Source organism: Streptomyces changanensis, from assembly GCF_024600715.1.
Classification (GTDB): Bacteria; Actinomycetota; Actinomycetes; order Streptomycetales; family Streptomycetaceae; genus Streptomyces; species Streptomyces changanensis.
This window is the reverse complement of sequence record NZ_CP102332.1, coordinates 2,293,195-2,319,523: the sequence shown is the minus strand read 5'-3', so window position 1 is coordinate 2,319,523 and position 26,329 is coordinate 2,293,195. Positions and strand designations below refer to the sequence as shown.

The window sequence follows — 26,329 nt, the reverse complement described above, 5'->3', positions numbered from 1 at the left end:
CGGGCGCGGGAAGCCGGGGCGTCGGACGGGGGACCGTACCCCGTCCGACGCCCCGGCCGGCCCGTGTTACGCGAACCGCGCGATCGGGTTGACCAGCGTGCCCGCGAACTGCAGCGCGCCGGACGGGTCCGCGAGGTCCACCATCTGCCTGTTGTTGCGCAGCTGGAGGCGGTTCAGGCAGGAGAGCGCGAACTCCTCCGCGAACAGGTCGTACCGCTTGAACTTCTCCGCGAGCTCCGGCACGGACTCCTGGTAGCCCGTGACGCACTCGGCGACCGTCCGCCAGAACGTCTCCTCGTCCAGCACGCCCTCGGAGTCCAGCGTCGCGCCCAGGAAGCGGAAGAAGCAGTCGAAGACGTCCGTGAAGACCGACAGCAGCTTCTCGTCCTCGGGCACCTCCACCCGGATCCGCTCCACGTCCGGCGGCAGCACCGCGTCCGGGTCCATGACGACGATCTCCTCGGCGATGTCCTTGAAGATCGCCCGCCGCACGGTGCCGTCCTCGATGACGAGGATGACGTTCTCGCCGTGCGGCATCCACGCCAGGTCGTAGGCGTAGAAGGTGTGGAGGATCGGCAGCAGGTAGGCGTCCAGGTAGCGGCGCAGCCACCGGTCCGGGGCGAGCCCCGACTCGGCGATCAGCGCGCCCGCGAACGAGGCGCCCTCGTGGTCGACGTGGAGCAGCGACGCCATGGTGGCGAGCCGCTGGCCGGGCTCCAGGGTCGGGACCGGGCTCTCCCGCCACAGCGCGGCGAGCATCTTGCGGTAGGGCGAGTAGCGGTCGGTGGCGGCCTCGTACTCCAGGTGCCGGTAGCCGACCGCCGCGCGCTCGCGGATGATCGAGAAGCGCGCCGCCCGCAGGACGTCGTCGTGGTCGATGAGCCGGGCCAGCCAGTCGTTGATCGCGGGCGTCGCCTGCATGTACGCGGCCGACAGGCCCCGCATGAAGCCCATGTTCAGCACGGACAGGGCCGTCTTCACGTAGTGCTTGGCCGGGTCGCTCGTGTTGAAGAACGTGCGGATCGACTGCTGCGCCAGGTACCGGTCGTCGCCCTCGCCGAGGTACACCAGCCGCTGCTGGGCGATCTCGGCGGCGAAGGTGACCGTCAGCTTGTTCCACCACTGCCAGGGGTGGACCGGCACGAGCAGGTAGTCGGCCATGTCCAGGCCGCGCTCGGCGAGGGTGCGGGCGAAGCCGTCGACGGCGGCGTCGCCCAGCTCCGCCCGGACGAACGTGTCGTACTCGATGTCCGCGCCCGCCGTGAAGGCCGTGCGGTCCCGGTGCGCGGCCAGCCACACCAGCCGCAGCGGGCTGGCGGCCTCGGGCGCGTACGCGTGGTACTCGTCGACGCCGAAGCCCAGCCGGCCGTTGTTGGCGACGAAGCACGGGTGGCCCTCGGTCATGCCCGTCTCGACCGCCTGGAAGTCGGCCCGCGCCAGCTCCGCGGCGGTCACCTGCGGTTTGGCCGACTTGTACGCCGTGCCGGAGAGGGTCGAGGAGATCTCCTCCAGGTACACGGGGAGGATCTCGTCGCTCAGGCCCAGGGCCCCGCGCAGCTCGATGACGAACTCCAGCGCGTCCACCGGCAGCTCCCGGCCGTCGCGGTGGCGGCTGATCGAGTCGGCGTACACCTGCCAGTGGTCGAGGGCGAAGCGGCCCGCGGTGAAGCGGTACTCGGTGGCGCCGTCGTCGCTGAGGACGCGGTACCGGCCCTCGCCGAGCGGCTGCGGGTCGAGCAGCCGCTCGTGGGCGAACTCCGCGAGGCCCTTGCGGACCAGGAGACGGTTGGCGTGCGCCCAGCGCTCGGGGGTGAGGTGGGCGACGGCGTCGGCGGTGCGCCCCGGGGCGCCGGTGCCGTCCGGGGCCACCGTGCCGTGCGTGTCGTGCGCCAGGGCGCTCGTGCTGCTCGTGCTGTTCGTGTTGCTCATCGGGGTGCTCCCACTGCCGCCTCGAACGCCTCGCGTGTGCACACGCTGAGCAGGGCTTCCTTCTCCGGCTTGGTGATCTTGTCGACGGGGACGAAGCCGACCGCCTCGTTCAGGGCGTGCACCGCGGTGTTGCGGACGTCCGGCTCGACCACGACGCGGCGGGTGGCCGGGTCGGCGAAGAGCTCCGCCATGACGGCCGTGATGACGGCGCGCGTGAAGCCGTGGACCGGCGTGTCCGTCGGGGCGACGAGGAAGTGCATGCCGACGTCGCCGGGGAGCGGGTCGTACAGGCCGACCAGCTCGACGTGCGCCGGGTCGTACCGCTCCATGAGGAAGGCCGGCTCGCCGTCGAGGAGGCCGATGAAGGCGTCGTGGTGCGGGTGGGCGGCGATCGCCATGTAGTCCCGCTCGACGTCCTCCAGCTTGTGGTCCTGCATCAGCCAGAACGACGCCTTGGGGTGGGTGACCCAGCCGTGCACCAGCTCGGCGTCGGACAGCGGATCGAGCGCGCGGACCGTGAAGGTGCCTATGCCGGGGACGGTGGTGCCGGTGGTGCCGGTGGTGCCGGTGGTGCTCATACGGTGAACTCCTGGAACGCGATGGACTTCTCGACGGGGTAGTACTCGGTCCCCAGCAGCTCACGGATGATGTAGGAGTTGCGGTACGCTCCCATGCCCAGGTCGGGCGAGGTGATCGAGTGGGCGTGCACCCCGGCGTTCTGCAGGAAGACGCCGCGGCCGGTGGTGTCGATCGAGTAGTTGCGGGCGATGTCGAACCGGCCGCGCGCGTCCCAGCGGAGCCGGTCGCGGACCGGCTCCAGGAACGCGGGCACGCTGTACTTGTAGCCGGTGGCGAGGACCAGGCCCTCGGTACGGATCTCGTACTCCTTGCCCTGCTCCTCCTGGCGCAGGCCCAGCGTGTACGTGCCGGTCGCCTCGTCGTAGGAGGCGGTGTGCAGCGCGGAGTTGGTGAGCAGCCGGGTGGGGACCGGGCCGTCCAGGTTCTTCTGGTACAGCAGGTCGAAGATGGCGTCGATCAGGTCGCCGTTGATGCCCTTGAACAGGCCCTTCTGCGCCGTCTCCAGGCGGTAGCGGGTCTCCTCCGGCAGGGCGTGGAAGTAGTCGATGTACTCGGGGGACGTCATCTCCAGCGTGAGCTTGGTGTACTCCAGCGGGAAGAAGCGCGGGGAGCGGGTCACCCAGTTCAGCTGGTAGCCGTGGACGTCGATCTCGGAGAGCAGGTCGTGGTAGATCTCGGCCGCGCTCTGCCCGCTGCCCACGAGCGTGATGGACTTCTTCGCCTTCAGGGCCTCGCGGCCTTGCATGTAGCGGGAGTTGTGCAGCAGGTCGCCGCCGAGGCCCTGGCACGCCTCCGGCACGTACGGCGGGGTGCCGGTGCCCAGGACGAGGCGGCGGGCGTGGAAGGTCTCGCCGCCCTCGGTGTGGACGACGTACACCTCGCCCTCGGTGTCGTACTCGACGCGGCTGACCGTCGTGCCGAAGCGGACGCTGCTCAGCTTCCCGGCGGCCCAGCGGCAGTAGTCGTTGTACTCGGCGCGCAGCGGATAGAAGTTCTCGCGGATGTAGAACGAGTACAGCCGGCCCTTCTCCTTCAGGTAGTTCAGGAAGGAGTACGGCGAGGTCGGGTCGGCGAGCGTGACGAGGTCCGACATGAACGGCGTCTGGAGGTGCGCGCCCTCCAGGAACATCCCCGAGTGCCACTCGAAGTCCGGCTTCGACTCCAGGAACAGGCCGTCGAGCTCCGCGATGGGCTCGGTCAGGCAGGCGAGGCCCAGGTTGAACGGACCCAGTCCGATACCGAGGAAATCAAGAGGCGTGGACAAGGTTCTCTCCCAGGTACTGCTCGGCGTGGCCGGCTATCAGATCGAGGACGGCGGCGATGTCGTGCACGGTCGTCTCGGGGTTGAGCAAGGTGAACTTGAGGTACTGGCGGCCGTCGACCTTCGTACCGGCGACGACGGCCTCGCCCGACGCGAAGAGCGCCTTGCGGGCGTGGAGGTTGGCCCGGTCGATCTCCGCGGGGGAGGTGACGGCGGCCGGGACGTAGCGGAAGACGAGGGTGGAGAGCGAGGGCCGGACCACCACGTCGTAGCGCGGGTCGGCGGCGAGCATCTCCCATCCCTCGGAGGCCAGGTCGCACACCTCGTCGAAGAGCTGCCCGACGCCGTCGGCGCCCATGACGCGCAGCGTCAGCCACAGCTTGAGCGCGTCGAAGCGGCGGGTCGTCTGGAGCGACTTGTCGACCTGGTTGGGGATGCGCTCGGCGACCGTGCGGCGCGGGTTGAGGTAGTCCGCGTGGTAGGTGGCGTGGCGCAGGGTCGCCCCGTCGCGGACCAGCACGGCGGAGGAGCTGACCGGCTGGAAGAACGACTTGTGGTAGTCGACGGTGACCGAGTCGGCCAGCTCGATGCCGTCCAGCAGGTGGCGGCGGGTGGGGGAGGCCAGCAGGCCGCAGCCGTAGGCCGCGTCGACGTGCATCCACGCGCCGTACTCGGCGGCCAGGGCGGCGATCTCGGGCAGCGGGTCGATGGAGCCGAAGTCGGTGGTGCCGGCGGTCGCGACGATCGCCATCGGGACGAGCCCCTCGGCGGCGCAGCGGGCCAGCTCGGCCGCGAGGACCACGCTCTGCATGCGGCGGTCGCGGTCGCAGGGGATGGAGACGACCGCGGAGCGGCCCATGCCGAGCAGCTGCGCGGACTTCTGGACGCTGAAGTGGCTGCACTCGGAGGAGAAGATCCGCAGCTTCGTCAGGTCGTCCGTCTTGGCCTCCTCGCGGGCCAGGAGCAGCGCCTGGAGGTTGGACTGCGTGCCGCCGCTGGTGAAGACGCCGTCGGCGGCCTCGCCGAAGCCGATGCGCCCGGTGGTCCAGTCGATGAGGCGGCGCTCGATGAGCGTGCCGCCGGCGCTCTGGTCCCACGTGTCGAGGGAGGAGTTCACCGCCGAGAGGACGGCCTCGCCGAGGACGGCCGGGATGACGACCGGGCAGTTGAGGTGCGCCAGGTACCGCGGGTGGTGGAAGTACACCGCGTCGCGCAGGTACAGGTCCTCCAGCTCGTCCAGGGCGGCGGAGGCGTCGCCCAACGGCCGGTCCAGGTCGACGGCGTCGACACGCGGCGCGAGGTCGTCGGGGGTGGCGCCGCTGAAGGGCCGCTGGGTGGTGGCGATCTTCCGCGCCACCCGCTCGACTCCTTCGGTGACGGAACGCCGGTACTGCTCCGCCGTTGCGTCATTGAGCAGGTGCGAGCGCATGCGACATCCTCCCGGATGCAGGACTTGACCGTCCCTCAGGGACAGGGTGAGGGCGAGGGACGCGGTGTTAAGTTAGCCTAACCTAACTTGATGTTGCAACGTGTCCCACCCCCTCTGACGGGCGTACGGGCGCAGGGCGTGCGCACGTACGGGCGTGCGGACGTACGGGCGCGGCGCGCCGGGGGGACGCGCCGCGGGCGGTACTGGTGGTGCGGTGGTGCGAGACGTGGTGCCGTCGTACGGGCGGTGCCGTCGTACGTGCCCCGCCCTGCCGTGCCGTCGTGCGGGCGGTGCGGCGTGCGCGGTGCGGGGGTCAGACCTCGGCGTCGGCGTCGGGCTCGGGGACCTCGCGCAGGGCGTCCTCGCTCAGCCCCTTGCGCCAGTATCCGACGAACGTGACGCGACGGCGATCGAACTTCCGCTCGTTCACGAGGTGGCGGCGCAGCGCCTTCACGACCCCCGACTCGCCGGCGATCCAGGCGTACGGCGCCGTGCCCCGGACCTCCGCGGCGCGGACCGCCTCCAGGGCCGGGGGCGCGCCCTCCTCCCGCACCAGCCACGTCACGGTGGCGTCCGCGGCGGTGCGCGGTTCCACGCGGTCGCCGGCGTGCGGCACCTCCAGCCACACCTGGGCCCGGATGCCGGCCGGCAGCCGCTCCAGCACGGCCGAGGCGGCGGGCAGCGCCGTCTCGTCGGCCCAGATCAGCACCTCGTCCGCGTCCGCGGGCAGCCGGAAGCGGACACCGGTGTTGTCCTCCACGGTCGGCCCGAGGACCGCCACGCGGTCGCCCTCCGACGCCTGCTGCGCCCAGCGGCAGGCGGGCCCGCCGTCGGGGTGGACGGCGAAGTCGATGTCGACCTCGACCGTCCCGTCGTCGGCGCGGCGCTGCTCCCGCACGGTGTACGAGCGCATGACGGCCCGTACGTCGTCGTCCATGGCCCGCCAGGCGCCGAGCGCGCCGTACAGGTCGCCGTCGACGACCGGCGGCATGACCGGCTCGGGCTGGCCCGGGTGGGGGAGGAACAGCGACAGGCTCTGGTCGTGGCCCCCGGAGGCGAAGCCCGACAGGTCCTCGTCACCGGCGCCGGTGAAGGTGACGCGGACCAGCGACGGGCCGAGCCGCCGCGTCCGTGCGACCCGCAGGGCGAAGAAGGCGAAGGGCAGTGCGGCGGTCTCGGCGGTCGTCATGGTGTCAGGCCACCTTCTTCGCGTTCTCGATGGCCTTGGCGAGGTCCTCCAGGAGCGGCGCGCACTTCTCGTACGAGTAGATGGGCTCCGTGACGCGCGGGACGACCTGGCCGGCCTTGACGGCGGGCAGCTGCGCCCAGGTCGGCTTCGACGCCAGGTCCTTGGGCTGGATGGCCGAGGTGCGGTTGTCCATCATGATGATGTCGGCCGGGTACTTGTCGACGTTCTCCCAGCTCAGGCCCTCGAACCAGCCGGCCGCGTCGAGCTTGGTCGGGACGACGACGTTGACGCCGAGCTCCTTGAAGTACAGCGTGTCCGTCGGCCGGACCGGAGTGGAGACGTAGAAGAGGTCGGCGCTCGCGGAGCCGATGAGCACCCGGATCCCGGGGTTCGCCTTGGCGGCGGCGCGCAGCCGGGCGGCGGCCTTCTCGAAGCGGGCCTTGCTGTCGGCTATCGCCTTGGTCTTCACGTCGGCGCCCAGGCTCTCGGCCAGGTCCACGTGACGCTGGATCACCTTGGGCATCGACTGGTCGGCGGCCCACAGCGCGACGCTCGGGGCGAGCTTGAGGATCTTGTCCTTCGACTCGTCCGGCACGTACCAGAGGGCGTCCTTCTCCCACATGTCCGTGATGAGGACCTCGGGCTGGAGCTTGATGTACTCCTCGATGTTGAACTCGCCCCAGACGTTGCCGATGATCTTGACCTTGTTCACGTCGAGGTCGCCGGCCTGCACGTCGGGCTTGCCGTCGGCGGTCTTCGTGGGGCCGAAGACGCCCTTCACCTCGACGCCGAAGTCGTGCAGCGCCGCCGCCGTGCCCGTGAACGCCACGATGTTCTTCGGCGTGGACTTCGCCTCGGCCACGACGCCGCGGTCGTCCGTGAACTTCCACGGGCCCGACGCGGCGCCGCTCTTGTCGGCGGCCTTCCCGCCGTCCGCGTCCTTGCCGCCGCACGCGGCGAGAGCGGCGCCCAGCCCGAGGGCGCCGCCCGCAGCGAGGAGACCGCGTCGGGTGAGATGGGTGGCTCGGGCGTTGCTGGGCATGGCGGAGTCGCTTTCGTACGGCCGGATCCGGCCTGTGGGCAAGTTCGAGGGTAGGTTAGCCTAACCTCAGATCTTGTCCAGGGGGTGACTCCCGGTTGTTCCCTTGATCACGCCGAGAGGCCGAGTTCACGGGCGATGAGCATGCGCTGCACCTCGCTCGTGCCCTCCCCGATCTCCAGGATCTTCGAGTCCCGCCACATCCGCGCCACCGGGTACTCGTTCATGAAGCCGTAGCCGCCGTGGATCTGGGTCGCCTCGCGGGCGTTGTCGACCGCCACCGTCGACGAGTACAGCTTCGCCAGCGCGGCCTCCTTCTTGAACGGCTCGCCGAGCACCAGCCGGGAGGCCGCGTCCCGCCAGCCGATCCGGGCCATGTGCGCCCGCATCTCCATGTCGGCCAGCTTGAACTGGATGGCCTGGTTGTCCCCGATGGGCCGGCCGAAGGCCCGGCGCTCCTTCGCGTACCGCACCGACTCGTCCACGCACCCCTGTGCCAGCCCGGTGGCGAGCGCGGCGATGGCGATGCGGCCCTCGTCCAGGATGCGCAGGAACTGGGCGTACCCGCGGCCCTCCTCGCCCAGCAGGTTCGCGGCGGGCACGCGGACGTCGGAGAAGGACAGCTCCCGGGTGTCCGAGGCGTTCCAGCCGACCTTCGAGTACGGCGCCGCGACGGTGAAACCGGGCGTGCCCGACGGGACGATGAGCGAGGAGATCTCCGGGCGGCCGTCCTCCTTGCGGCCCGTCACGGCCGTCACCGTCACCAGACCCGTGATGTCCGTACCGGAGTTGGTGATGAAGCACTTCGTGCCGTTGATGACCCACTCGTCACCGTCCCGCACGGCCGTCGTGCGCGTCCCGCCCGCGTCCGAGCCGCACTCGGGCTCCGTCAGGCCGAACGCGCCCAGCAGTTCACCGCTGCACAGACGGGGCAGCCACTCCCGCTTCTGCTCCTCCGTACCGAACCGGAAGATCGGCATCGCGCCCAGCGAGACGCCCGCCTCCAGCGTGATGGCCACCGACGAGTCGACGCGGGCCAGCTCCTCCAGCGCGATGCCCAGCGCCAGGTAGTCACCGCCCATCCCGCCGTACTCCTCCGGGAAGGGCAGGCCGAACAGCCCCATCCGGCCCATGTCCCGCACGATCTCGTACGGGAACTCGTGGCGCTCGTAGAAGTCGCCGATCTTCGGCGCGACGACGTCGTGCGCGAACTCCTCGACCGTGCGGCGGAGTTCTTCCAACTCGGCGGGAAGGCGGTGGTCCATCGGTGATCACTGCTCCTTGTGGGACAGGGCGCGGACGGTGCGGGAGGGGCTGGGTCGGCCCAGGCGGTCGGCCATCCACGCGCTCGTGGCGACGAGACGGCCGAGGTCGACCCCGGTGTCGATGCCGAGGCCGGTCAGCATCCACACGAGGTCCTCGGTGGCGAGGTTGCCGGTGGCGGACTTGGCGTACGGGCAGCCGCCCAGCCCGCCGGCGGAGGCGTCGACGGTGGTGACGCCCCGCTGGAGGGCGGCCAGCGTGTTGGCGAGGGCCTGCCCGTAGGTGTCGTGGAAGTGCACGCCCAGGGCGCCGACCGGGACGCCGGCCCCGCCGAGCGCGTCGAGCAGCGCGGTGACGTGACCGGGCGTGGCCACCCCGATGGTGTCACCGAGGCTCAGCTCGTCGCACCCCATGTCGAGCAGGGCCCGGCACACCCGCACCACCTGGGCGACCGGCACCGCGCCCTCCCAGGGGTCGCCGAAGCACATCGACAGGTAGCCGCGCACGTGCACGTCGGCCGCCTTGGCGCGGGCCACCACCGGCTCGAACATGGCCAGTGCCCCGTCCACGGTGCGGTTGAGGTTGGCCTGCGCGAAGGACTCGGTGGCGCTGGCGAAGACGGCGACACGGGTCGCCTCCAGCGCCAGGGCGCGGTCGAGCCCGCGCTCGTTGGGGACGAGGACGGGCAGCGCCACGGGCAGGTCCCGCACGAGCGGGAAGAGCCGCTCGGCGTCGGCCAGTTGCGGCACCCACTTCGGGTGGACGAAGCTCGTCGCCTCGACCGTCGTCAGCCCCGCGTCCGCGAGGCGCCGGACGAACTCCGCCTTCACCTCGGTGGGCACGACGCCCTGCTCGTTCTGCAGGCCGTCGCGGGCGCCGACCTCGTGGATCCGCACCCGCGCGGGCAGGCCCGGCGCGGGGACGGTCATGGGGAGCCCCAGCCCTGCGGTGGTCATGCCCCCTCCTCCTTCGGGACCACCACGGCGAGCACCTGGTCCATGGCGACGGTGGTGCCGGGCGTGACGTCCAGCTCGGCGACGGTGCCGTCGTGCGGGGCGGAGATGACGTGCTCCATCTTCATCGCCTCCACCACCAGCAGCCCCTGACCGGCCGTGACCTCGTCGCCCACGGCGACCTTGACGACCGTGACCGTGCCCGGCATCGGCGCGGTGAGGGAGTCGGCGCCGGCGTGGGCCGCGCCCGTGAGCGACGCCTCCACGGGATCGTGGTCCAGCACGTTCCACGCGTCGCCGTCCCGGCCCAGCCAGGTCCCGGCGCGGTGGAAGGTGTGGGTGACGCCGTCCACGGTGACCGTGACCCGGTCGCCGGTCACGCGCGCGCCGCCGCCGGCCCGGTGGGCGACCGGCTCGTGCCCCGGGACGCGCAGCCAGTGCGTCGCCGGTACGGCCTCGCCGCCGAGGCGCCAGCCGCTCGGCACGGAGAACGGGTCCGTCCAGCCGCGCGCGTCCGGGCCGGGCCGCAGCCGGGCCTCGCGCACCGCCGCCGCGGCCTCGTACACCTCCTCCGGCACGCCCTCGGGGACCAGGCCGTCCACCTCACGCTCCACCAGGCCCGTGTCCAGGTCGCCCGAGACGACGTCCGGGTGGGCGAGGAGGCGGCGCAGGAACCCGGCGTTCGTCGGGACGCCGAGGGTGACCGTGCCGGCCAGGGCGGCGCGCAGCCTGCGCAGCGCGGTGGGCCGGTCGGGGGCGTGCACGATGACCTTCGCCAGCATCGGGTCGTACAGGCTGGACACCTCGGTGCCCTCGCTGAGGCCCGAGTCGGTCCGCACCCCCTCGCCGGCCGGCTCGGACAGGGCCAGCACCGTGCCGCCCGACGGGAGGAAGCCCCGGGAGGGGTCCTCGGCGCAGAGACGGGCCTCGATCGAGTGGCCGGTCAGGGCGACGTCGTCCTGGGTGAACCCGAGGGGCTCCCCGGCGGCCACCCGCAGCTGCCACTCCACCAGGTCCACGCCCGTCACCAGCTCGGTGACCGGGTGCTCCACCTGGAGGCGGGTGTTCATCTCCATGAAGTAGTACTGCGAGGGGTCGCCGCCCGGGACGATGAACTCGACCGTGCCCGCGCCCCGGTAGCCGCAGGAACGGGCGGCCTGCACGGCCGCCTCGCCCATCGCGGCGCGCGTCCCCTCGTCGAGGAGGACCGACGGCGCCTCCTCGACGACCTTCTGGTGGCGGCGCTGGAGGGAGCACTCGCGCTCACCGAGGTGCAGCACGGTGCCGTGGCCGTCCGCCAGGACCTGGATCTCGATGTGCCGGGGCCGGTCGATCCACCGCTCCACCAGCAGCGTGTCGTCACCGAACGACGCCCGCGCCTCGCGCCGCGCCGCGGCGATCTCGTCCTCCAGCGCCGACTCGGCGCGCACGAGCCGCATGCCCTTGCCGCCGCCGCCCGCCGAGGGCTTCAGCAGCACCGGCATCCCGATGTCGCGGGCCGCCGAGGCCAGCTCGCCGTCGGTGAGGCCGCTGCCCGACGAACCGGGCACGACCGGCACGCCCGCCGCCTTCACCGTCTCCTTGGCGCGGATCTTGTCCCCCATCAGGGAGATCGCGGAGGCCGGCGGTCCGATGAAGACGAGCCCCGCGTCCTCGCACGCCTGCGCGAAGGCGGCGTTCTCCGCGAGGAAGCCGTACCCCGGGTGCACCGCCTCGGCGCCGGTCCGCGCGGCGGCCTCCAGCAGCCGGTCCACGCGCAGGTAGCTCTCCGTCGCGGCGGGCGGGCCGATCCGTACGGCCGTGTCCGCCTCCCGGACGTGCCGGGCGTCGGCGTCCGCGTCGCTGAAGACGGCGACCGAGCGGATGCCGAGCGCCCGCAGCGTGCGGATGACGCGGACCGCGATCTCGCCCCGGTTGGCGACCAGAACAGTCGTGAACATCAGTCCCTCACATCCGGAAGACGCCGAAGCCGGGCTCACCCAGCGGGGCGTTGGCGCAGGCGGTCAGGGCCAGACCCAGCACCTGGCGGGTCTCCATCGGGTCGATGACCCCGTCGTCCCACAGCCGGGCCGTCGCGTAGTAGGCGCTGCCCTGCTGCTCGTACTGGGCGCGGACGGGGGCCTTGAACTCCTCCTCCGCCTCCGCCGACCACTCCTCGCCGCGCGCCTCCAACTGGTCGCGCTTGACGGTGGCGAGGACCGACGCGGCCTGCTCGCCGCCCATCACGGAGATCTTGGCGTTGGGCCACATCCACAGGAAGCGGGGACCGTAGGCCCGGCCGCACATCGAGTAGTTGCCCGCGCCGTACGAACCGCCCACGACGACCGTCAGCTTCGGCACGCGCGTGCAGGCCACGGCGGTGACCATCTTCGCGCCGTGCTTGGCGATGCCGCCCGCCTCGTAGTCCCGGCCCACCATGAAGCCGGAGATGTTCTGGAGGAACAACAGCGGCACGCCCCGCTGGTCGCACAGCTCGATGAAGTGCGCGCCCTTCTGGGCGGACTCGGAGAACAGGATGCCGTTGTTGGCGACGATCCCCACCGGGTGCCCATGGACGCGGGCGAAGCCCGTGACGAGCGTCTGCCCGTACTCCGCCTTGAACTCCTGGAAGCGGGAGCCGTCGACGATCCGGGCGATGACCTCCCGCACGTCGAAGGGCGTCCGCGGGTCGACCGGCACCGCGCCGTACAGCCCCGCCGGGTCGACCGCCGGCTCCTCGACCGGCTCCACCGACCAGGGCAGCGCCCCGCGCGCGGGGAGCGTCGCGACGATGTTCCGCACGATCCGCAGGGCGTGCGCGTCGTCCTCCGCGAGGTGGTCGGTGACGCCGGACGTCCGGGAGTGGACCTCGCCGCCGCCCAGCTCCTCGGCGGTGACGACCTCACCCGTCGCCGCCTTCACCAGCGGCGGGCCGCCCAGGAAGATCGTGCCCTGGTTCCGCACGATGACGGCCTCGTCACTCATGGCCGGGACGTACGCCCCGCCGGCCGTGCACGAGCCGAGGACGGCGGCGATCTGCGGGATCCCGGCGCCCGACATGCGGGCCTGGTTGTAGAAGATCCGGCCGAAGTGCTCCCGGTCGGGGAAGACCTCGTCCTGCATCGGCAGGAACGCGCCGCCCGAGTCGACCAGGTACACGCAGGGCAGCCGGTTCTCCAGCGCCACCTCCTGCGCGCGCAGGTGCTTCTTGACGGTCATCGGGTAGTACGTGCCGCCCTTGACCGTGGCGTCGTTGGCGACGACCACGACCTCGCGGCCCGAGACCCGGCCGATCCCCGCCACCACCCCTGCGGCGGGCGCCTGGTCGCCGTACATGCCGTTCGCGGCGAGCGGCGCCAGCTCCAGGAAGGGCGACCCCGGGTCCAGGAGCGTGTCGACGCGGTCGCGCGGGAGCAGCTTGCCGCGCGCCGTGTGCCGGGCGCGCGCCTTCTCGCCGCCGCCCAGCCGGGCGGCGGCGAGCCGCGCCCGGAGGTCGTCGACGAGCTCCCGGTGCGCCGCCTCGTTGGCCTGCCAGGCCGGCGACGCGGGATCCGCCGCGCCGGCCAGCACAGGTGCCTGCTGCATCGTGTCGAGCCCCCTTGCCCGTACGAGAGCGTTAATGAGCGTTAACGTGTGTCCTTCAGGTTAACGACCGCTAACCGCGTTGTCTAGAATCGATCCATGACCACCAGGACCGACGCCCCGACCCGCCGCGAGCAGATCCTCAAGGAGGCCGCGCGCCTCTTCGCCGAGCGCGGCTTCCACGGCGTGGGCGTCGACGAGATAGGCGCGGCGGTCGGCATCAGCGGCCCCGGGCTCTACCGGCACTTCCCCGGCAAGGACGCCATGCTCGCCGAGCTGCTCGTCGGGATCAGCGAGCGCCTCCTCGACGGTGGACGCCGCCGCGTGGCCGAGTCCGACGGCGACCCCCGCGCGCTGCTCGCCGCGCTCATCGACGGGCACATCGACTTCGCGCTCAACGACCGCTCGCTGATCACTCTGCACGACCGCGAGCTGGACCGCCTCCGGGACGCCGACCGCAAGCGGGTCCGCCAGCTCCAGCGGCAGTACGTGGAGCTGTGGGTGGATGCCGTCCGCGCCACCTACCCCGAGCTGGGGGAGCCCGACGCCCGCGCGGCCGTCCACGCGGTCTTCGGCCTGCTCAACTCCACCCCGCACCTCGGCCCCGCCGGCGCCCTCACCAGCCACGGCAGCACGGCCGCCCTGCTGCACCGCCTCGCCCGGGGCGCCTTCGCGGCCGCCGCGCCGGGCGCCTGACGGGCCTGTCGGGGGCACGCCGAGTGTCCGGGCGCGGGCCCGGGCAATGGCCTGCGCGGGGGTACGCCGGGCGCGTGACGGGACCGCGCGGGGTGGCCGGCGCCTGACGGGGCCCGGCGGGCCGGCGCCTACGGAACCCCCTGGGCGGACCGGCGTGTGACGGGATCCCGCGGGGTGGCCGGCGTGTGACGGGGCCCGGCGGGCAGGCCGGGCGCCTGACGGGACCCCTGGGCGGGCCGGGCGCCTGGCGGACCCCGCGGGCGGGCCGGGTGCCTGGGCGCGGGTCCCGCCCGCGGGACGTCGGCGACTGGGCGTGGCCCGGCCGCCGGTACGCCGGGCGCCTGACGGGACCCGCGCCGACCCGCCGGGTGTCCGGGCGCGGGCCTGCGGGGCGTACGCCGGGCGCCTGCGCGGGGGCGACGGCCGCCCGGACGCGCGCCCGTGCCCACGTACGCTCGGGTGACCGCCGCGCCCCCGGCCCGCCCCCCGCCCCGCCCCGCCCCGGACGCGGCGGAGGCCGGCCGGGCGGGGGTACCGCTCGGCCGGCCTCGCGTGCCGCGTCCCGATCAGCAGGCGTACGTGGTGGCGTCCCGGGCGGAGCCCCAGTTACACGCGGACAGGGAGCCGGCCGTGCTGTTGTCGTCCCGGCTGCCGGGCTTCTTCAACCGCAGGTCGGGGTTGCGCGTGCCGGCCTCGTTGGGCAGGACGTGCCGGGCGTACCCGCGGTAGATGTGGTGCCAGCCGGCGCTGTCCCGGTGGTTCGTGCCGCTGCCGGTGTGCACGTAGGCCCGCGCGCCCGCCGGCAGGCTGTACGAGGGCAGGGCTCGGCCGTACGTGTTCGAGGTGATGTCCGGGACGTAGCCGCCGGTGTTCACCGCCCGCGCCGTCACGTTCTTGATGACGAAGTACTCGCCGTTGACGTTGAGCTGCCGGCCGTCCTTCGTGTCCGCGCCGGCGGCGTTCGGCCGCACGTGCGTGAGCATCAGGGAGCCCGTCGTGGAGGCGGCGTGACCGGTCGACGGCAGGGCGGCGAGGGAGAGTGCGGCCGTCGCGAGGGCGGCGGCGCGTATCGCACGGTGCAAAGAGGTGCCTTTCTGGCGGCGGTGCCGGGGCGCGTGGCGGCCCGGCCCGTCCGGGACCGCGCGTCCCGGGGGCGAGGGGGATGGCCGCCGCCCAGTCTGCCCGGCCGGAGGGCCGTTCCGGGGCGTTTTCCGCACAACCGGGCACGGGCCCGGGAACACGCGGCCGTCCACGCCGCGGAACGGCTCGGCCACGCGCGGTGCCGGGCGGCACAATGGGGGGATGCCGATACCCAGCCGCCCCGCCCTCGTCGAGCACCTCGTCCGCACGCGCATCGCGGGCGACGTCGCCACGCCCCGCGACAACAACCTCTCCCACTACCGCAAGCTGGCGAACGGCGACCGCCACTACTGGCTGGGTCTGGAGCTGGGCGACCGCTGGACCGACGAGCAGGACGTCCTCGCCGTGATGGCCGAGCGGTGCGGCGTCATCGACGACCCCGCCCACCGCGCCGGGCAGGACACCATCGACCCGGAGCTGACCGTCGACGCCCTGGACCGGATGGCGGCCCGCCTGCGCAAGGCCGCCGCCGCCCGCGAACGCGTCCTCTTCGCGACCGGCCACCCCGGCGCGCTCCTCGACGTGCACAGCCGCACCGCCGCCGCGCTGCGCGCCGCCGGGTGCGACGTCGTACGGATCCCGGGCGGTCTCCACGCCGACGAGGGGTGCGTCGTCCAGTTCGCCGACGTCGCCGTCTTCGAGCGCGGCGCCACCCTGTGGCACACCCACTCGCCCGAGCCGATGAACGCCGTCCTCGACGGGCTGCGCGCCATGGACCAGCCGCTGCCCGACCTCGTCGTCGCCGACCACGGCTGGGCCGGCCGCGCCGCCCAGCGCGGCATCGACACCGTCGGCTACGCCGACAGCAACGACCCGGCGCTCTTCGTCGCCGAGGCGGAGGGCACCCTCCAGGTCACCGTCCCCCTCGACGACCACGTCGTCGACCCGCGCTTCTACGAGCCGATGACGCAGTACCTCCTGAACGCGGCGGGCCTCCTGTGACCCGTCCGGGCCCCCGCCGACGCGCCCGGACCGTCGGGCCCGCCGGTCACAGGCCGCCCGGGGGCGCCACCCACGCCGTCGCCTGCCCGGTGGCCCGCGCCACCGTCTCGAAGTCCGCGTCGTAGTGCAGGACGGTGAGCCCCGACAGCTCGGCCGTGGCGGCGACCAGCAGGTCGACCGGCCCCGCGCTGCGGTGCTCGCCGCGCTCCGTGAGCGCCCGCTGCACGGCGCCTGCCCGCTGGTACACCCCGTCGGGGACGGGGGACCAGTTGAAGAGTTCGGCGAGCAGGTCCTGCTTGGCCAGGCGGTCGGCGAGGGAGCGCGCCGAGTGCAGCATCTCCAGCTCGGTGATCTCACACATGCCGACGACGCCCTCGGTGAGGTGGTCGATCCAGCGCTCCCTGACGCGCACGTCGGTCAGGATCCGGGCGGCGGCCGATGTGTCGACCAGGTGGGTGACCGGGCTCATCGACGGTAGTTGGCCTTGTCCAGCAGGACGTCGAAGTCCCCGCGCTCACCCATGGCGGCGAGCTCCTCCAGGGCCCGAAGGCGGCGCCGGCGCTTCGCCACTTCGAGCAGGGCCGCGTTGACCGTGTCCTTCTTGGTCGTCGTGCCCAGTATCGACGCGGCCTCGCTCAGGGCGTCGTCGTCGACCTCGACGTAGAGATTCGACATGACATATCCTCCCTATGGCTCCGGCATATGAAGCATATGCCCGCCCCGTCGGGGCGGGCAACGTCAGCGGGAGAGCGGGCGACGCCGCCGGTCAGTCGCGGGGGACGCGGATCATGCCCTCCTGGATGACCGTGACCGCCAGGCGGCCGTCCTGGGTGTAGATGCGGGCCTGGCCCAGGCCCCGGCCGCCCGCCGAGGAGGGTGACTCCTGGTCGTACAGGAGCCACTCGTCCGCGCGGAACGGGCGGTGGAACCACATCGCGTGGTCCAGGGACGCGCCCACCACGTCGCCGACCGCCCAGCCTCCCCGCCCGTGGGCGAGGAGGACCGAGTCGAGCAGCGTCATGTCGGAGACGTACGTCGCCAGGCACACGTGCAGCAGCGGGTCGTCGGCGAGCTTGCCGACGGTGCGGAACCACACCTGGGAGCGCGGCTCGCGCCGCACGCCGGCCGTGCCGTACGGGGGCTCCTCGACGTACCGCAGGTCGACCGCCGCACGCGCCTCCAGGAGGCGGTCCATGGCGTCCGGGTGGACGAACAGGTCCGCGTACCGGGGGAGGAGCTCGGCGGCCGTCGGCAGCGTCTCCGGGTCCGGCGCGGGCGGCATGTCCGCCTGGTGCTCCAGCCCCTCCTCGTACACCTGGAACGACGCCGACAGGTGGAAGATCGGCTGGCCGTGCTGGACCGCGACGACCCGGCGCGTGGTGAACGAGCGGCCGTCGCGGATCCGGTCCACGGTGTAGACGATGGGCGCGCCCGGGTCCCCGGGGCGCAGGAAGTACGCGTGCAGGGAGTGGGCGGCCCGGTCGGCCGGGACCGTGCGGCCGGCCGCGACCAGTGCCTGGGCCGCGACCTGGCCGCCGAAGACGCGCGGGACGATCGCCGCGCGGGACTCGCCGCGGAAGATGTCCTGCTCGATCCGCTCCAGGTCGAGCAGGTCGAGCAGGTCGTCGAGCGGCTGCGCGCTTGCGGTCACCGGTGTTACAGGCCCATCGACTTGGCGATGATCGACTTCATGATCTCGCTGGTTCCGCCGTAGATGCGGTTGACGCGGTTGTCCGCGTACAGGCGGGCGATCGGGTACTCGTTCATGTAGCCGTAGCCGCCGTGCAGCTGCAGGCAGCGGTCGATGACGCGGTGGGCGACCTCGGTGCAGAAGAGCTTGGCGCTGGCGGCCTCGGCCGGGGTCAGCTCGCCCGCGTCCAGGGCCTCCAGGGCGCGGTCGGCGACGGCCTCGGCGGCGTCGACCTCGGCCTGGCAGGCGGCCAGCTCGAACTTGGTGTTCTGGAAGTGCGCGACCGGCTTGCCGAAGACCGTGCGGTCCGTGACGTAGCGCTGGGCGAACCGCACCGCGGCCTTGGCCTGGGCGTACGAGCCGAAGGCGATGCCCCAGCGCTCGGAGGCCAGGTTGTGGCCCAGGTAGGAGAAGCCCTTGCCCTCCTCGCCAAGCAGGTCCTCGACCGGCACCTTGACGTCGACGAACGCCAGCTCGGCGGTGTCGGAGGTGCGCAGGCCCAGCTTGTCCAGCTTGCGGCCGATGGAGTAGCCCTCGGACTTCGTGTCCACCGCGAAGAGCGAGATGCCGAAGCGGCGGTCCTCGGCGGAGGGGGCCGAGGTGCGGGCGCAGACGATCACCCGGTCGGCGTGGACGCCGCCGGTGATGAACGTCTTGGCGCCGTTGAGGACGTAGTGCGTGCCGTCCTCGGAGAGCTTGGCGGTGGTCTTCATGCCCGCGACGTCGGAGCCGGTGCCCGGCTCGGTCATCGCCAGCGCCCACATCTCCTCGCCGGAGACGAACTTCGGCAGGTACCGCTTCTTCTGCTCGTCGGTGGCGAGCATCTTGAGGTACGGCAGGGCGAGCAGCACGTGGACGCCGGAGCCGCCGAAGATGACGCCCGCGCGGGCCGTCTCCTCGTAGAGCACGGCCTCGAACTTGTGCGTGTCCAGGCCCGCGCCGCCGAACTCCTCGGGGACGTTGATGCCGAAGACGCCCAGCTCGCCGAGCTTGTAGTAGAAGTCGCGCGGCGCCTGGCCGGCGGCGAACCACTCGTCGTAGACGGGGACGACCTCGGCCTCGATGAAGGCGCGGATGGTCTCCCGGAACGCCTCGTGGTCCTCGTTGAATACGGTACGGCGCACGAGCCGCCTCCTTCGGTTCCTGTCCTGGTCCGGCCGGTCGCTCCGACGCTCCGGCATGTGCCTAAGCGCTTGCTCAGCCTGTGTCAGTCGAAGTTACTCACCGGTCACCCGGTCTGTCCAGACTCCGTGTCTGTGATCCAGAGCCCTTCGGCGGAGTCGTACACGTACGCCGGCCTCCCTCGGGTCCCGCTCGTGCGGAAGGGCTTCCCGCCGTCCGTGATCCGCGCCGTCCCCGAACGGCCCCCGGCGCTCCATTCCAGCTCCAGGTACCAGCGGCAGTCGCAGCCCGCCGTCCGGGCGGAGACGAGCAGCTCCTCGGGGTCGGAGGAGGTGACCTTGTACGGGAAGGAGACGGCCGGGATCGTCCGGACCTCGGCGCCGGAGGCGTCAAGGCCGTCGACGGGCCTCGCGAGCGGGCGCGGCCGGTCGAGGTCCACGGCGAAGTGGCGCGGGGTGACGGCGCCGCCGCAGCCGTTGTCCATCCGGTACGCGTTCCATGGCAGCGGCGCGGCCCGGTCGACCACGCGCACGTGCAGGGCCTGGAGGACGACGGCGTCGGACGGCGACCGGCCCTGGAGCGTGATCCGCACCAGCGCCTCCCCGCCGTGCACGGCACCGTGCGTCCCGGCCCACGCCCCGGAGTCGGCCGCGACCGGCGGCGGGGCGACCGCGCGGGGGGCCCGGTCCACGAGGTAGGTGTGCCCGCAGCCGCCCTGCCAGAGCTGGGAACCGATGGTCCAGGTGAAGGGGAGGGGGGCTGCGGTCCGCCCCGGAGGGGTGGAAGCGGGAGCGGGGGCGGAAGCCGTACGGGTGGGGTGGCCGAGCAGGGCGGCGGCGAGGGCGAGCACGACGAGGGCGACGGCGGCGGCGACGAGGAGGGGAGCGGGGGCGGCACGACGGGGGCGGGCGCGGGGCGCCTCCGGCGTGGTCGGGTCCGGGGCGGTCGGATCCGGCGTGGTCGGGTCCGGGGCGGGGGTGGGGCTCGGTTCCGGCGCGGCCGGTTCCGGGTCCGATTCCGGCGCGGACGGCACAGGCGTGGGCGAGGGCACGGGCGAGGCCGTTCGGCGGCGGGCGCGGTCCGCCTCCGTCCAGGCCGCCTCCAGGGCCCGCCGTTCCTCCTCGTCCGCCCCGCACAGCAGGGCGAGGCGGTCGACCACGGCGAACTCCTCCGGGACGGTCGCGCCGGAGCAGTAGCGGTGGAGGGTGGACGCGCTGACGCTCAGGCGCCGGCCCAGCGCCTCGTAACTCCTCCCGTCCCGCGCCTTCAGCACGCGCACGAGCCCCGCGAACTCCTCGACGGCGGCGTCCTTCGGCATTCCATCCCCCTCGACCCTGCGTCCCATCCTTCACGTCCTTGCACGTCAGCGGGGGTGGAATGGTTCCGGGACGGATGGTGGGCGCGTGATCGTTGCAGACGGCGGGCGCCGGCCCCACGCTGGTTGAGCACTGACCGAACGAACGACCCGACGGGGGATCACCACCATGAACAAGCTCCGTACCGCATTCGCCACCGCCGCCGCTGCCGCCCTGGGCCTCGCGGCCCTCGCCACGGCCCCGGCGCAGGCCGCTGCCCAGCCCGCCTTCCTCGCCGCCTCCCAGATGCCGCCGTCGTCGACGCCGTGGACCGCCACCCAGGTCTTCACCGGCGTCCCGGAGAACGGCGGCGTCCTCTGCGCCCCCTACAAGATCCCGGCGCAGAACACCCGCTACCGCGAGTTCAGCACCGAGCTCGACACCAACGGCGTCCAGGTCACCACCGTCGCCCCCACCGAGGCCGACGCCGTGAAGCTGGTCGACACCCTCCGCAAGTCCCTCGCCGGCTGCGGCCCCCTCCTCGAGAAGCAGAACCCGGGCCTGAAGGCCGTCAGCGCCTCCCACGGCAAGCTCGCCGTGGAGGAGGGCGCCTGGGTCTACAGCCTGGACACCGCCGACCCGCAGATCGGCATCAGCGACATCCACCTGTTCTCCGTCGGCCGCGACGGCCGCACCGTCACCCTCGTCCGCTGGGGCCAGATGGGCGACTTCAAGGACGCCCCGCTGACCGCCTTCGGCACCACCACGAAGACCGCCGTCAACAAGCTCCACTGACCCGGGGGCTCCCCCGAGGGCTGACCACAGCTCCACAGCGGCGCGGCCGGAACCCGGGCGCGCCGCTGTCGTGCCCGCCCACTGCGCCGGCGGCGAAGAGGGCCCGGCATGCTGCCCGAGGGGGCGTCAGGGGAACAGAGTGGCCGGCCTGAGGCCAGGTGCGGTGCGCGGCGACCGCGCCGTCGTCAATCCGGCGCTGGGCGCCATGGCGCAGGTGCTGGGGGTTTTTGCTGCTCTTGTGGGGCGCCCTGCTCGTCACCACCGTCGTCAACCCGTCCGCGGCCGAGGGGAACGCCGCCGTCGCGACCGCCGTGGTGGCCGCGGTGTACGCCCCGAAGTTCGATGGCGCCGGCTGACCGCCCGGCTCGGCGTGAACAGGTGCTACCTGTGCGCGGACGGAGTGGCCGTCACCGACCGGTTCGGCCGGATAGGCGGCTCCGTGGCGTGGAGCGAGGTGACCGGGGTGCGGCCGCGGGCGGTGGCGAGTCTCGTCATGGCCTGCCACGGCGTCGAGCTCCTCAGGGACGACGCCGCCGCGCCCCTCTGATGCGTGGCGCCGGGAGCGAAGTCCGCCCTCGTGCGGGCCCTGCTCGACGAGGGCAGGCGTAGCGGCGTCCTCCGGTGACCGCCCGCACGGTCGCCGCCGGCGACTCCCGTACGGAAGCGGCCGGAGACTCCCGCACCGCGCAGGTACGTTCGCGTAGGCACGTCCGAGTGGGGGCGTGCGGCGTGGGGGCGTGCGGGGCACGGGCGTGTGGTGCGTGGGGGGCCTGTCAGTCCGTGGGGGGCCGGCCTGCCTCCGGGGGCCCCGCCGCCCGCAGGGCGAACCAGAGCTCCATCCGTACGTCCGGGTCCTCCAGGTCCGTGTCGAGCAGCGCCGCGCAGCGGGCGACGCGTTGGCGGACGGTGTTGCGGTGCACGCCCAGCGCCGCCGCGGTGCGGTCCCAGCCGCCGTGCAGCGACAGCCACACCCGCAGCGTCTCCACCAGGACGGGGGCGTCCAGCAGCGGGCCCAGCAGCGTGCGGGCGTGGGCCGCGGCCTCCTCGTCGTCGACCAGCGCGGCGAAGCCGCCCGCGCGGTGGCGGGCCAGCGGCCGGTGCGTGGCCTCGGCCCGGCGCAGCGCGCGGGCCGCCTGCGCGTCCGCCGCCGCCAGCTCCGCCGGCGCGGCCGGGGCGCTCACCCCCAGCGTCCACCCCGGGTACGGCGCCACCTCCCGCCCGGCCGGCAGCAGCACCCGCACGGTCCGCGCCCGCGCCGCCGGGCCGGCGGAAGCGGAGACGTCGGGGTCGCCGTCCGGGCCGCCGTCCACCAGGGGGCTGCCCAGGGCCGGCGGCGGGGCCTGCGGGTCGGTGGACCGGGCGTGCACCACCGTCCACGGCGCCGCGCCCAGCGACGGCGCCACGTCGGCGGGGTCGGCGCCCAGCAGCAGTCGTACCAGCGCCGCCGACCGGGCGGCCTCGCCGGCGCCCTGGTGCGGGGCGGTCAGCAGGGAGAGCAGCACCATCGCGGTCTCGGCGATCCGCCGGTCCGCCTCCTCGTGCCGGGCCATGGCGAGGGCGAGCGTCAGCCCCTCCCGCCCGGTCCCCAGCCCGTACGCCACGAGCCGCGCCCCGCCGGGCGCGTCCGGCCCCTCCGCCGCCGAGGCCGGCCGGCGCGCCTCCCCGGCCGCCGCCGTCGCTGCGGCGGTCCCTGCCGATCGGGCGGTCCCGGTCGCCTTCACCGCCCCCGTGATCCCGGTTGTCCCTGTCGGCGCCTTGGGCTCGACTGCCTCGGCTGCCCCGGTGGCTCCCGGCAACTCGCCCGCCCCGTCGGCCCCGCTGCCCCCGCCGCTCCCGCTTGCCCCGCCAGACCCGCTCGTCCCGCCGGTCACGACGCGCACCAGCCGGTCCACCGCCGCCGCCTCGCGCGCCGTGAGCGCCCGTCCGGCCGCCGCGTACTCGGCTCCGTCCGGCGCGTACAGCGCGGCCCGACCGTCCAGGTGCGCGGCCAGGACCCGCAGCACCGCCGGTACGGGGGCCGGGCGCGCCGCCGCCGCGGCCAGCGCGCGCTGGGCGTCCGCCACCCGGCGCAGCTCGTGATGGCGGGCGTCCGCCATCAGCCGCCACACCGCCCGGGCCACCGCCGCGAACGTCGTCCCCGGCTCCACCTCCACCAGCGGCAGCCCGTGCCGCCCGCACGCCTCGACCAGGGCACGCGGCACCGTGTCGTACACGGGCGTCACCCCGAAGCCCAGCGCCGCCGCGCCCGCCTCCGCGGCCCGCGCCACGAAGTGCTCCGGGTCGTCGAGCTGCACGCCCGCCGTGAGCAGCAGCTCGCCGCCGAGCAGGTACGGGTACGGATCGGCCATCTCCGAGGTGTGCACCCAGTGCAGCTCGGCGGCCGAATCCCCGGAGACCAGCCGCAGCCCCAGCTCCCCCCGGTCCAGCAGCGCCGCCAACCGGACCGGCGGCGCGAACGGCACCAACGGCTCCACCATGGACGTTTCCTCCACTCCGGGACACTCCGATGGAGGAAACGTACACTTCTGTCGGTCTGGCGGCGCCCGTACCGTCGTTCCCATGGGCGCCGTGTGACGGGCGGCGCGAGCGCAGGAAAGAAGGCACCCCACATGAGCAGCACCAACGGCACGCCCCGCGGCCCCATCGACTCCTCCCGCGTCCCGCGCTACGCCGGCCCGGCGACCTTCGCCCGGCTGCCGCGGCTGGACGAGGTCGGCACGGCCGACGTCGCCGTCGTCGGCGTGCCCTTCGACTCCGGCGTCTCCTACCGCCCCGGCGCCCGCTTCGGCGGCAACGCCATCCGCGAGGCCTCCCGCCTCCTGCGCCCGTACAACCCGGCGCAGGACGCCTCCCCCTTCGCCCTCGCGCAGGTCGCCGACGGCGGCGACATCGCCGTCAACCCGTTCAACATCAACGAGGCCGTCGAGACGGTCGAGGCCGCCGCCGACGACCTCCTCGGCACCGGCGCCCGCCTGATGACGCTCGGCGGCGACCACACCATCGCCCTGCCGCTGCTGCGTTCGGTCGCGAAGAAGCACGGCCCGGTCGCCCTGCTCCACTTCGACGCCCACCTCGACACCTGGGACACCTACTTCGGCGCCGAGTACACCCACGGCACCCCGTTCCGCCGGGCCGTCGAGGAGGGCATCCTCGACACCGAGGCGCTCTCCCACGTCGGCACCCGCGGCCCCCTCTACGGCAAGCAGGACCTGACCGACGACGAGAAGATGGGCTTCGGCATCGTCACCTCCGCGGACGTCTACCGCCGCGGCGCCGACGAGGTGGCCGACCAGCTGCGCCAGCGCATCGGCGACCGCCCGCTGTACATCTCCATCGACATCGACTGCCTCGACCCGGCCCACGCCCCCGGCACCGGCACCCCCGAGGCGGGCGGCATGACCTCCCGCGAGCTGCTGGAGATCCTGCGCGGCCTCGCGTCCTGCAACCTCGTCTCGGCCGACGTCGTCGAGGTCGCCCCGGCGTACGACCACGCCGAGATCACCTCGGTCGCCGCGTCGCACACCGCGTACGAGCTGACCACGATCATGTCCCGGCAGATCGCCGCGGCCCGTACGGCGGACGCGCAGTAGTCTCCGAAGACGGCGGGCCGGCCCGCACCGGCCCGCCGTCGCGCACCGGCCCGCCGTCGCGACCCCGCACCGAGCCCGGAGACCGGATGACCCACGACCACGACGCGGTACCGCGCCCCACCGCCGCGCAGACCGCCGCCGCGCTCGACCCCCCGCCGGGGCGGATCGGCGGCGACCTGGTCGTCGAGACCCTGCGCGGCCTCGGCGCGACCACCGTCTTCGGCCTGCCCGGCCAGCACGCGCTCGGCATGTTCGACGCGCTGCGCCGCTCCGACCTGGAGTACGTGGGCCTGCGCGTCGAGAACAACGCCGGGTTCGCCGCCGACGCCTACGGCCGCGTCACCGGCGAGGCGGCGCCGCTGCTGCTGTCGGCCGGACCGGGCGCGCTCATGGCCCTGCCCGCCCTCCAGGAGGCCGCCGCGGCCGGGGCCCCCGTGGTCGCCATCGGCGCCCAGGTCCCGGTGCGCGGCCTCGGCGGCGGCCGCCACGGTTACCTGCACGAGCTGCGCGACCAGCAGGCGTCCTTCCGGGACGTCGTGAAGTCCGTCCACCCCGTCCGCACGGCTTCCCAGATCCCCTCGGCCGTGGCCGCCGCCTGGGAGTCCGCCCTGACCGCCCCGCACGGCCCCGTGTGGGTGGAGATCCCGCAGGACGTGCTGACGGCCCCGGCCCGCCTGCCCGTGGTGACCGCCGTCGACGCCACCCCCCGCGACCTCGTGCCGCGCCCGGAGCTGACGGCCGTCGCCGCCGACCTCCTCACCCGCGCCGCACGTCCGGTGATCATCGCCGGTGGCGGAGTCGTGCGGGCGGACGCCTCGGGCAAGCTGCGCGCGCTGGCCGAGCGCCTGTCGGCGCCCGTCGTGACGACCTTCGGCGGCAAGGGCGCCTTCCCCTGGGAGCACCCGCTGTCCCTGCGGTCCTGGCTGGAGGACCGGCACACCACGGACTTCCTGGAGGACGCCGACGTCCTGCTGGTCGTCGGCTCCGGCCTCGGCGAACTCTCCTCGAACTACCACACCTTCCGGCCCCGCGGCCGGGTCGTGCAGATCGAGGCCGACCTCGGCAAGCTGGAGTCCAACCACCCGGCCCTCGGGATCCACGCCGACGCCCGCCCGGCCCTGTCGGCGCTGCTGGAGACGGTGGGGGAGCGCCACGACCCGACCGCCGAGGAGCGCGTCCGCACCCTGCTGGGGAAGGTGCGGAGCCGGATCGACGCGCAGGGCCTCGACCTGGAGCAGGGCGTCCTCGCGGCCGTCCGCCGCGCCCTGCCGGACGCGTCGCCCAGCTTCTGGGACATGACGATCCTCGCCTACTGGGCCTGGTCGGCCTTCGACCCCCGGCGCCCCGGCACCATGCACTCCGCGCAGGGCGCGGGCGGCCTCGGCTACGCCTACCCCGCCGCCCTCGGCGCCGCCGTGGCGGACCGCGGCCGGCCGGTGCTGGCGGTCTCCGGCGACGGCGGCGCCCTGTACTCGATCGCCGAGCTCGCCACGGCGCGCCAGCACGACCTGCCGGTGACGTGGCTGATCGTCGACGACGGCGGCTACGGCGTCCTGCGGGAGTACATGACGGACGCCTTCGGCGCGGCCACCGGGACCGAGCTGACCCGCCCGGACTTCGTCGCCCTCGCCGAGTCCTTCGGCGTGCCGGCGGTCCGCACGACGCCGCAGGCGCTGGAGGGCGACCTGGCCGCGGCGCTCGCCACCCCGGGCCCGTCGGTGGTCGTCCTCCCGGCGGTACTGCGGATGTTCGCCCCGACGCACCTCGGCGGGGACGACGGGGACGACGCGGCGGCGGGCGGGCGCTGAGGCGCCGAGGCGCTGCGGCGGGGCCGGACCGGCCCGGCCGCACCGCGG

24 protein-coding genes are annotated in these 26,329 nt (G+C 73.7%); 7 read left to right on the top strand and 17 right to left on the bottom strand.

Annotated elements, in window-relative coordinates:
* Positions 1-66 precede the first annotated feature (66 nt).
* The 10 genes from NRO40_RS10275 to NRO40_RS10230 form a co-directional block, all read right to left on the bottom strand.
* Positions 67-1,929 (bottom strand): IucA/IucC family protein, encoded by a 1,863-nt coding sequence (locus tag NRO40_RS10275; protein WP_232791060.1) that lies wholly within the window; start codon positions 1,927-1,929, stop codon positions 67-69.
* Positions 1,926-2,507, bottom strand: coding sequence for a GNAT family N-acetyltransferase (locus tag NRO40_RS10270; RefSeq protein ID WP_058942083.1), 582 nt, complete (start codon positions 2,505-2,507; stop codon positions 1,926-1,928). The genes NRO40_RS10275 and NRO40_RS10270 overlap by 4 nt, the downstream gene beginning before the upstream one ends.
* Positions 2,504-3,772: a lysine N(6)-hydroxylase/L-ornithine N(5)-oxygenase family protein gene (locus NRO40_RS10265; protein ID WP_058942084.1), complete on the bottom strand. Its 1,269-nt coding sequence runs from the start codon at positions 3,770-3,772 to the stop codon at positions 2,504-2,506. The genes NRO40_RS10270 and NRO40_RS10265 overlap by 4 nt, the downstream gene beginning before the upstream one ends.
* Positions 3,756-5,198: a pyridoxal phosphate-dependent decarboxylase family protein gene (locus NRO40_RS10260; RefSeq protein WP_058942085.1), complete on the bottom strand. Its 1,443-nt coding sequence runs from the start codon at positions 5,196-5,198 to the stop codon at positions 3,756-3,758. The genes NRO40_RS10265 and NRO40_RS10260 overlap by 17 nt, the downstream gene beginning before the upstream one ends.
* A gap of 313 nt (positions 5,199-5,511) precedes the next feature.
* A complete protein-coding gene (locus NRO40_RS10255; RefSeq protein WP_058942086.1) occupies positions 5,512-6,387 on the bottom strand; it encodes a siderophore-interacting protein in 876 nt (291 codons plus the stop codon).
* A 4-nt stretch (positions 6,388-6,391) separates the two neighbouring features.
* Positions 6,392-7,429, bottom strand: coding sequence for an ABC transporter substrate-binding protein (locus NRO40_RS10250; RefSeq protein WP_058942087.1), 1,038 nt, complete (start codon positions 7,427-7,429; stop codon positions 6,392-6,394).
* 107 nt (positions 7,430-7,536) lie between these two features.
* Positions 7,537-8,691: an acyl-CoA dehydrogenase family protein gene (locus NRO40_RS10245; protein WP_058942088.1), complete on the bottom strand. Its 1,155-nt coding sequence runs from the start codon at positions 8,689-8,691 to the stop codon at positions 7,537-7,539.
* 6 nt (positions 8,692-8,697) lie between these two features.
* Positions 8,698-9,645 carry a hydroxymethylglutaryl-CoA lyase gene (locus tag NRO40_RS10240; RefSeq protein ID WP_058942089.1) on the bottom strand — a complete coding sequence of 316 codons (948 nt, stop codon included), beginning with the start codon at positions 9,643-9,645 and terminating at the stop codon, positions 8,698-8,700.
* Positions 9,642-11,582: an acetyl-CoA carboxylase biotin carboxylase subunit gene (locus tag NRO40_RS10235; RefSeq protein WP_058942090.1), complete on the bottom strand. Its 1,941-nt coding sequence runs from the start codon at positions 11,580-11,582 to the stop codon at positions 9,642-9,644. The genes NRO40_RS10240 and NRO40_RS10235 overlap by 4 nt, the downstream gene beginning before the upstream one ends.
* Before the next feature lie 7 nt (positions 11,583-11,589).
* Positions 11,590-13,206, bottom strand: a complete 1,617-nt coding sequence (locus tag NRO40_RS10230; RefSeq protein WP_058942091.1) for a carboxyl transferase domain-containing protein — start codon at positions 13,204-13,206, stop codon at positions 11,590-11,592.
* 96 nt (positions 13,207-13,302) lie between these two features.
* Between NRO40_RS10230 and NRO40_RS10225 the strand changes: the two genes are divergently transcribed.
* Positions 13,303-13,899: an SACE_7040 family transcriptional regulator gene (locus NRO40_RS10225; protein ID WP_058942092.1), complete on the top strand. Its 597-nt coding sequence runs from the start codon at positions 13,303-13,305 to the stop codon at positions 13,897-13,899.
* A gap of 566 nt (positions 13,900-14,465) precedes the next feature.
* Here the strand turns inward: NRO40_RS10225 and NRO40_RS10220 are convergent.
* On the bottom strand, positions 14,466-14,981 hold the full coding sequence (locus NRO40_RS10220; protein WP_058942093.1) for a lamin tail domain-containing protein: 516 nt from the start codon (positions 14,979-14,981) through the stop codon (positions 14,466-14,468).
* Positions 14,982-15,201: 220 nt separating this feature from the next.
* Between NRO40_RS10220 and NRO40_RS10215 the strand changes: the two genes are divergently transcribed.
* On the top strand, positions 15,202-15,981 hold the full coding sequence (locus tag NRO40_RS10215) for a phosphatase (protein WP_058942094.1): 780 nt from the start codon (positions 15,202-15,204) through the stop codon (positions 15,979-15,981).
* Between the two features lie 46 nt (positions 15,982-16,027).
* Here NRO40_RS10215 and NRO40_RS10210 read toward each other — a convergent pair whose 3' ends face one another.
* The 5 genes from NRO40_RS10210 to NRO40_RS10190 form a co-directional block, all read right to left on the bottom strand.
* Entirely contained in the window at positions 16,028-16,450 is a 423-nt protein-coding gene (locus NRO40_RS10210; protein WP_058942095.1) for a PIN domain nuclease, read from the bottom strand.
* Positions 16,447-16,656, bottom strand: coding sequence for a type II toxin-antitoxin system VapB family antitoxin (locus NRO40_RS10205; RefSeq protein WP_058942096.1), 210 nt, complete (start codon positions 16,654-16,656; stop codon positions 16,447-16,449). The genes NRO40_RS10210 and NRO40_RS10205 overlap by 4 nt, the downstream gene beginning before the upstream one ends.
* 91 nt (positions 16,657-16,747) lie before the next feature.
* Positions 16,748-17,632 carry an acyl-CoA thioesterase gene (locus tag NRO40_RS10200; RefSeq protein ID WP_058942097.1) on the bottom strand — a complete coding sequence of 295 codons (885 nt, stop codon included), beginning with the start codon at positions 17,630-17,632 and terminating at the stop codon, positions 16,748-16,750.
* 5 nt (positions 17,633-17,637) lie between these two features.
* Positions 17,638-18,795, bottom strand: a complete 1,158-nt coding sequence (locus tag NRO40_RS10195) for an acyl-CoA dehydrogenase family protein (RefSeq protein ID WP_058942098.1) — start codon at positions 18,793-18,795, stop codon at positions 17,638-17,640.
* A gap of 104 nt (positions 18,796-18,899) precedes the next feature.
* Complete coding sequence (locus NRO40_RS10190) at positions 18,900-20,111, bottom strand: helix-turn-helix domain-containing protein (protein ID WP_058942099.1); 1,212 nt, start codon at positions 20,109-20,111, stop codon at positions 18,900-18,902.
* 166 nt (positions 20,112-20,277) lie between these two features.
* Between NRO40_RS10190 and NRO40_RS10185 the strand changes: the two genes are divergently transcribed.
* The 3 genes from NRO40_RS10185 (at position 20,278) to NRO40_RS10175 (ending at position 21,430) form a co-directional block, all read left to right on the top strand.
* Positions 20,278-20,883 (top strand): hypothetical protein, encoded by a 606-nt coding sequence (locus NRO40_RS10185; RefSeq protein WP_058942100.1) that lies wholly within the window; start codon positions 20,278-20,280, stop codon positions 20,881-20,883.
* Between the two features lie 227 nt (positions 20,884-21,110).
* A complete protein-coding gene (locus tag NRO40_RS10180; RefSeq protein WP_257375383.1) occupies positions 21,111-21,239 on the top strand; it encodes a hypothetical protein in 129 nt (42 codons plus the stop codon).
* A gap of 14 nt (positions 21,240-21,253) precedes the next feature.
* On the top strand, positions 21,254-21,430 hold the full coding sequence (locus NRO40_RS10175; protein WP_232791061.1) for a hypothetical protein: 177 nt from the start codon (positions 21,254-21,256) through the stop codon (positions 21,428-21,430).
* 226 nt (positions 21,431-21,656) lie between these two features.
* Here the strand turns inward: NRO40_RS10175 and NRO40_RS10170 are convergent, their stop codons facing one another.
* Positions 21,657-23,360 (bottom strand): helix-turn-helix domain-containing protein, encoded by a 1,704-nt coding sequence (locus NRO40_RS10170; RefSeq protein WP_058942101.1) that lies wholly within the window; start codon positions 23,358-23,360, stop codon positions 21,657-21,659.
* A gap of 132 nt (positions 23,361-23,492) precedes the next feature.
* Between NRO40_RS10170 and speB the strand changes: the two genes are divergently transcribed.
* On the top strand, positions 23,493-24,473 hold the full coding sequence (speB, locus tag NRO40_RS10165) for an agmatinase (RefSeq protein WP_058942102.1): 981 nt from the start codon (positions 23,493-23,495) through the stop codon (positions 24,471-24,473).
* Positions 24,474-24,559: 86 nt separating this feature from the next.
* A complete protein-coding gene (locus tag NRO40_RS10160) occupies positions 24,560-26,281 on the top strand; it encodes a thiamine pyrophosphate-binding protein (RefSeq protein WP_058942103.1) in 1,722 nt (573 codons plus the stop codon).
* Positions 26,282-26,329 lie beyond the last annotated feature (48 nt).

Coding starts and splice junctions, on each gene's coding strand:
- NRO40_RS10240 (WP_058942089.1), bottom strand. CDS start 9,645: ATGACCACCGCAGGGCTGGGGCTCCCCATGACCGTCCCCGCGCCGGGC.
- NRO40_RS10260 (WP_058942085.1), bottom strand. CDS start 5,198: ATGCGCTCGCACCTGCTCAATGACGCAACGGCGGAGCAGTACCGGCGT.
- speB (WP_058942102.1), top strand. CDS start 23,493: ATGAGCAGCACCAACGGCACGCCCCGCGGCCCCATCGACTCCTCCCGC.
- NRO40_RS10255 (WP_058942086.1), bottom strand. CDS start 6,387: ATGACGACCGCCGAGACCGCCGCACTGCCCTTCGCCTTCTTCGCCCTG.
- NRO40_RS10160 (WP_058942103.1), top strand. CDS start 24,560: ATGACCCACGACCACGACGCGGTACCGCGCCCCACCGCCGCGCAGACC.
- NRO40_RS10210 (WP_058942095.1), bottom strand. CDS start 16,450: ATGAGCCCGGTCACCCACCTGGTCGACACATCGGCCGCCGCCCGGATC.
- NRO40_RS10190 (WP_058942099.1), bottom strand. CDS start 20,111: ATGCCGAAGGACGCCGCCGTCGAGGAGTTCGCGGGGCTCGTGCGCGTG.
- NRO40_RS10230 (WP_058942091.1), bottom strand. CDS start 13,206: ATGCAGCAGGCACCTGTGCTGGCCGGCGCGGCGGATCCCGCGTCGCCG.
- NRO40_RS10170 (WP_058942101.1), bottom strand. CDS start 23,360: ATGGTGGAGCCGTTGGTGCCGTTCGCGCCGCCGGTCCGGTTGGCGGCG.
- NRO40_RS10245 (WP_058942088.1), bottom strand. CDS start 8,691: ATGGACCACCGCCTTCCCGCCGAGTTGGAAGAACTCCGCCGCACGGTC.
- NRO40_RS10205 (WP_058942096.1), bottom strand. CDS start 16,656: ATGTCGAATCTCTACGTCGAGGTCGACGACGACGCCCTGAGCGAGGCC.
- NRO40_RS10275 (WP_232791060.1), bottom strand. CDS start 1,929: ATGAGCAACACGAACAGCACGAGCAGCACGAGCGCCCTGGCGCACGAC.
- NRO40_RS10185 (WP_058942100.1), top strand. CDS start 20,278: ATGAACAAGCTCCGTACCGCATTCGCCACCGCCGCCGCTGCCGCCCTG.
- NRO40_RS10215 (WP_058942094.1), top strand. CDS start 15,202: ATGCCGATACCCAGCCGCCCCGCCCTCGTCGAGCACCTCGTCCGCACG.
- NRO40_RS10235 (WP_058942090.1), bottom strand. CDS start 11,582: ATGTTCACGACTGTTCTGGTCGCCAACCGGGGCGAGATCGCGGTCCGC.
- NRO40_RS10250 (WP_058942087.1), bottom strand. CDS start 7,429: ATGCCCAGCAACGCCCGAGCCACCCATCTCACCCGACGCGGTCTCCTC.
- NRO40_RS10270 (WP_058942083.1), bottom strand. CDS start 2,507: ATGAGCACCACCGGCACCACCGGCACCACCGGCACCACCGTCCCCGGC.
- NRO40_RS10225 (WP_058942092.1), top strand. CDS start 13,303: ATGACCACCAGGACCGACGCCCCGACCCGCCGCGAGCAGATCCTCAAG.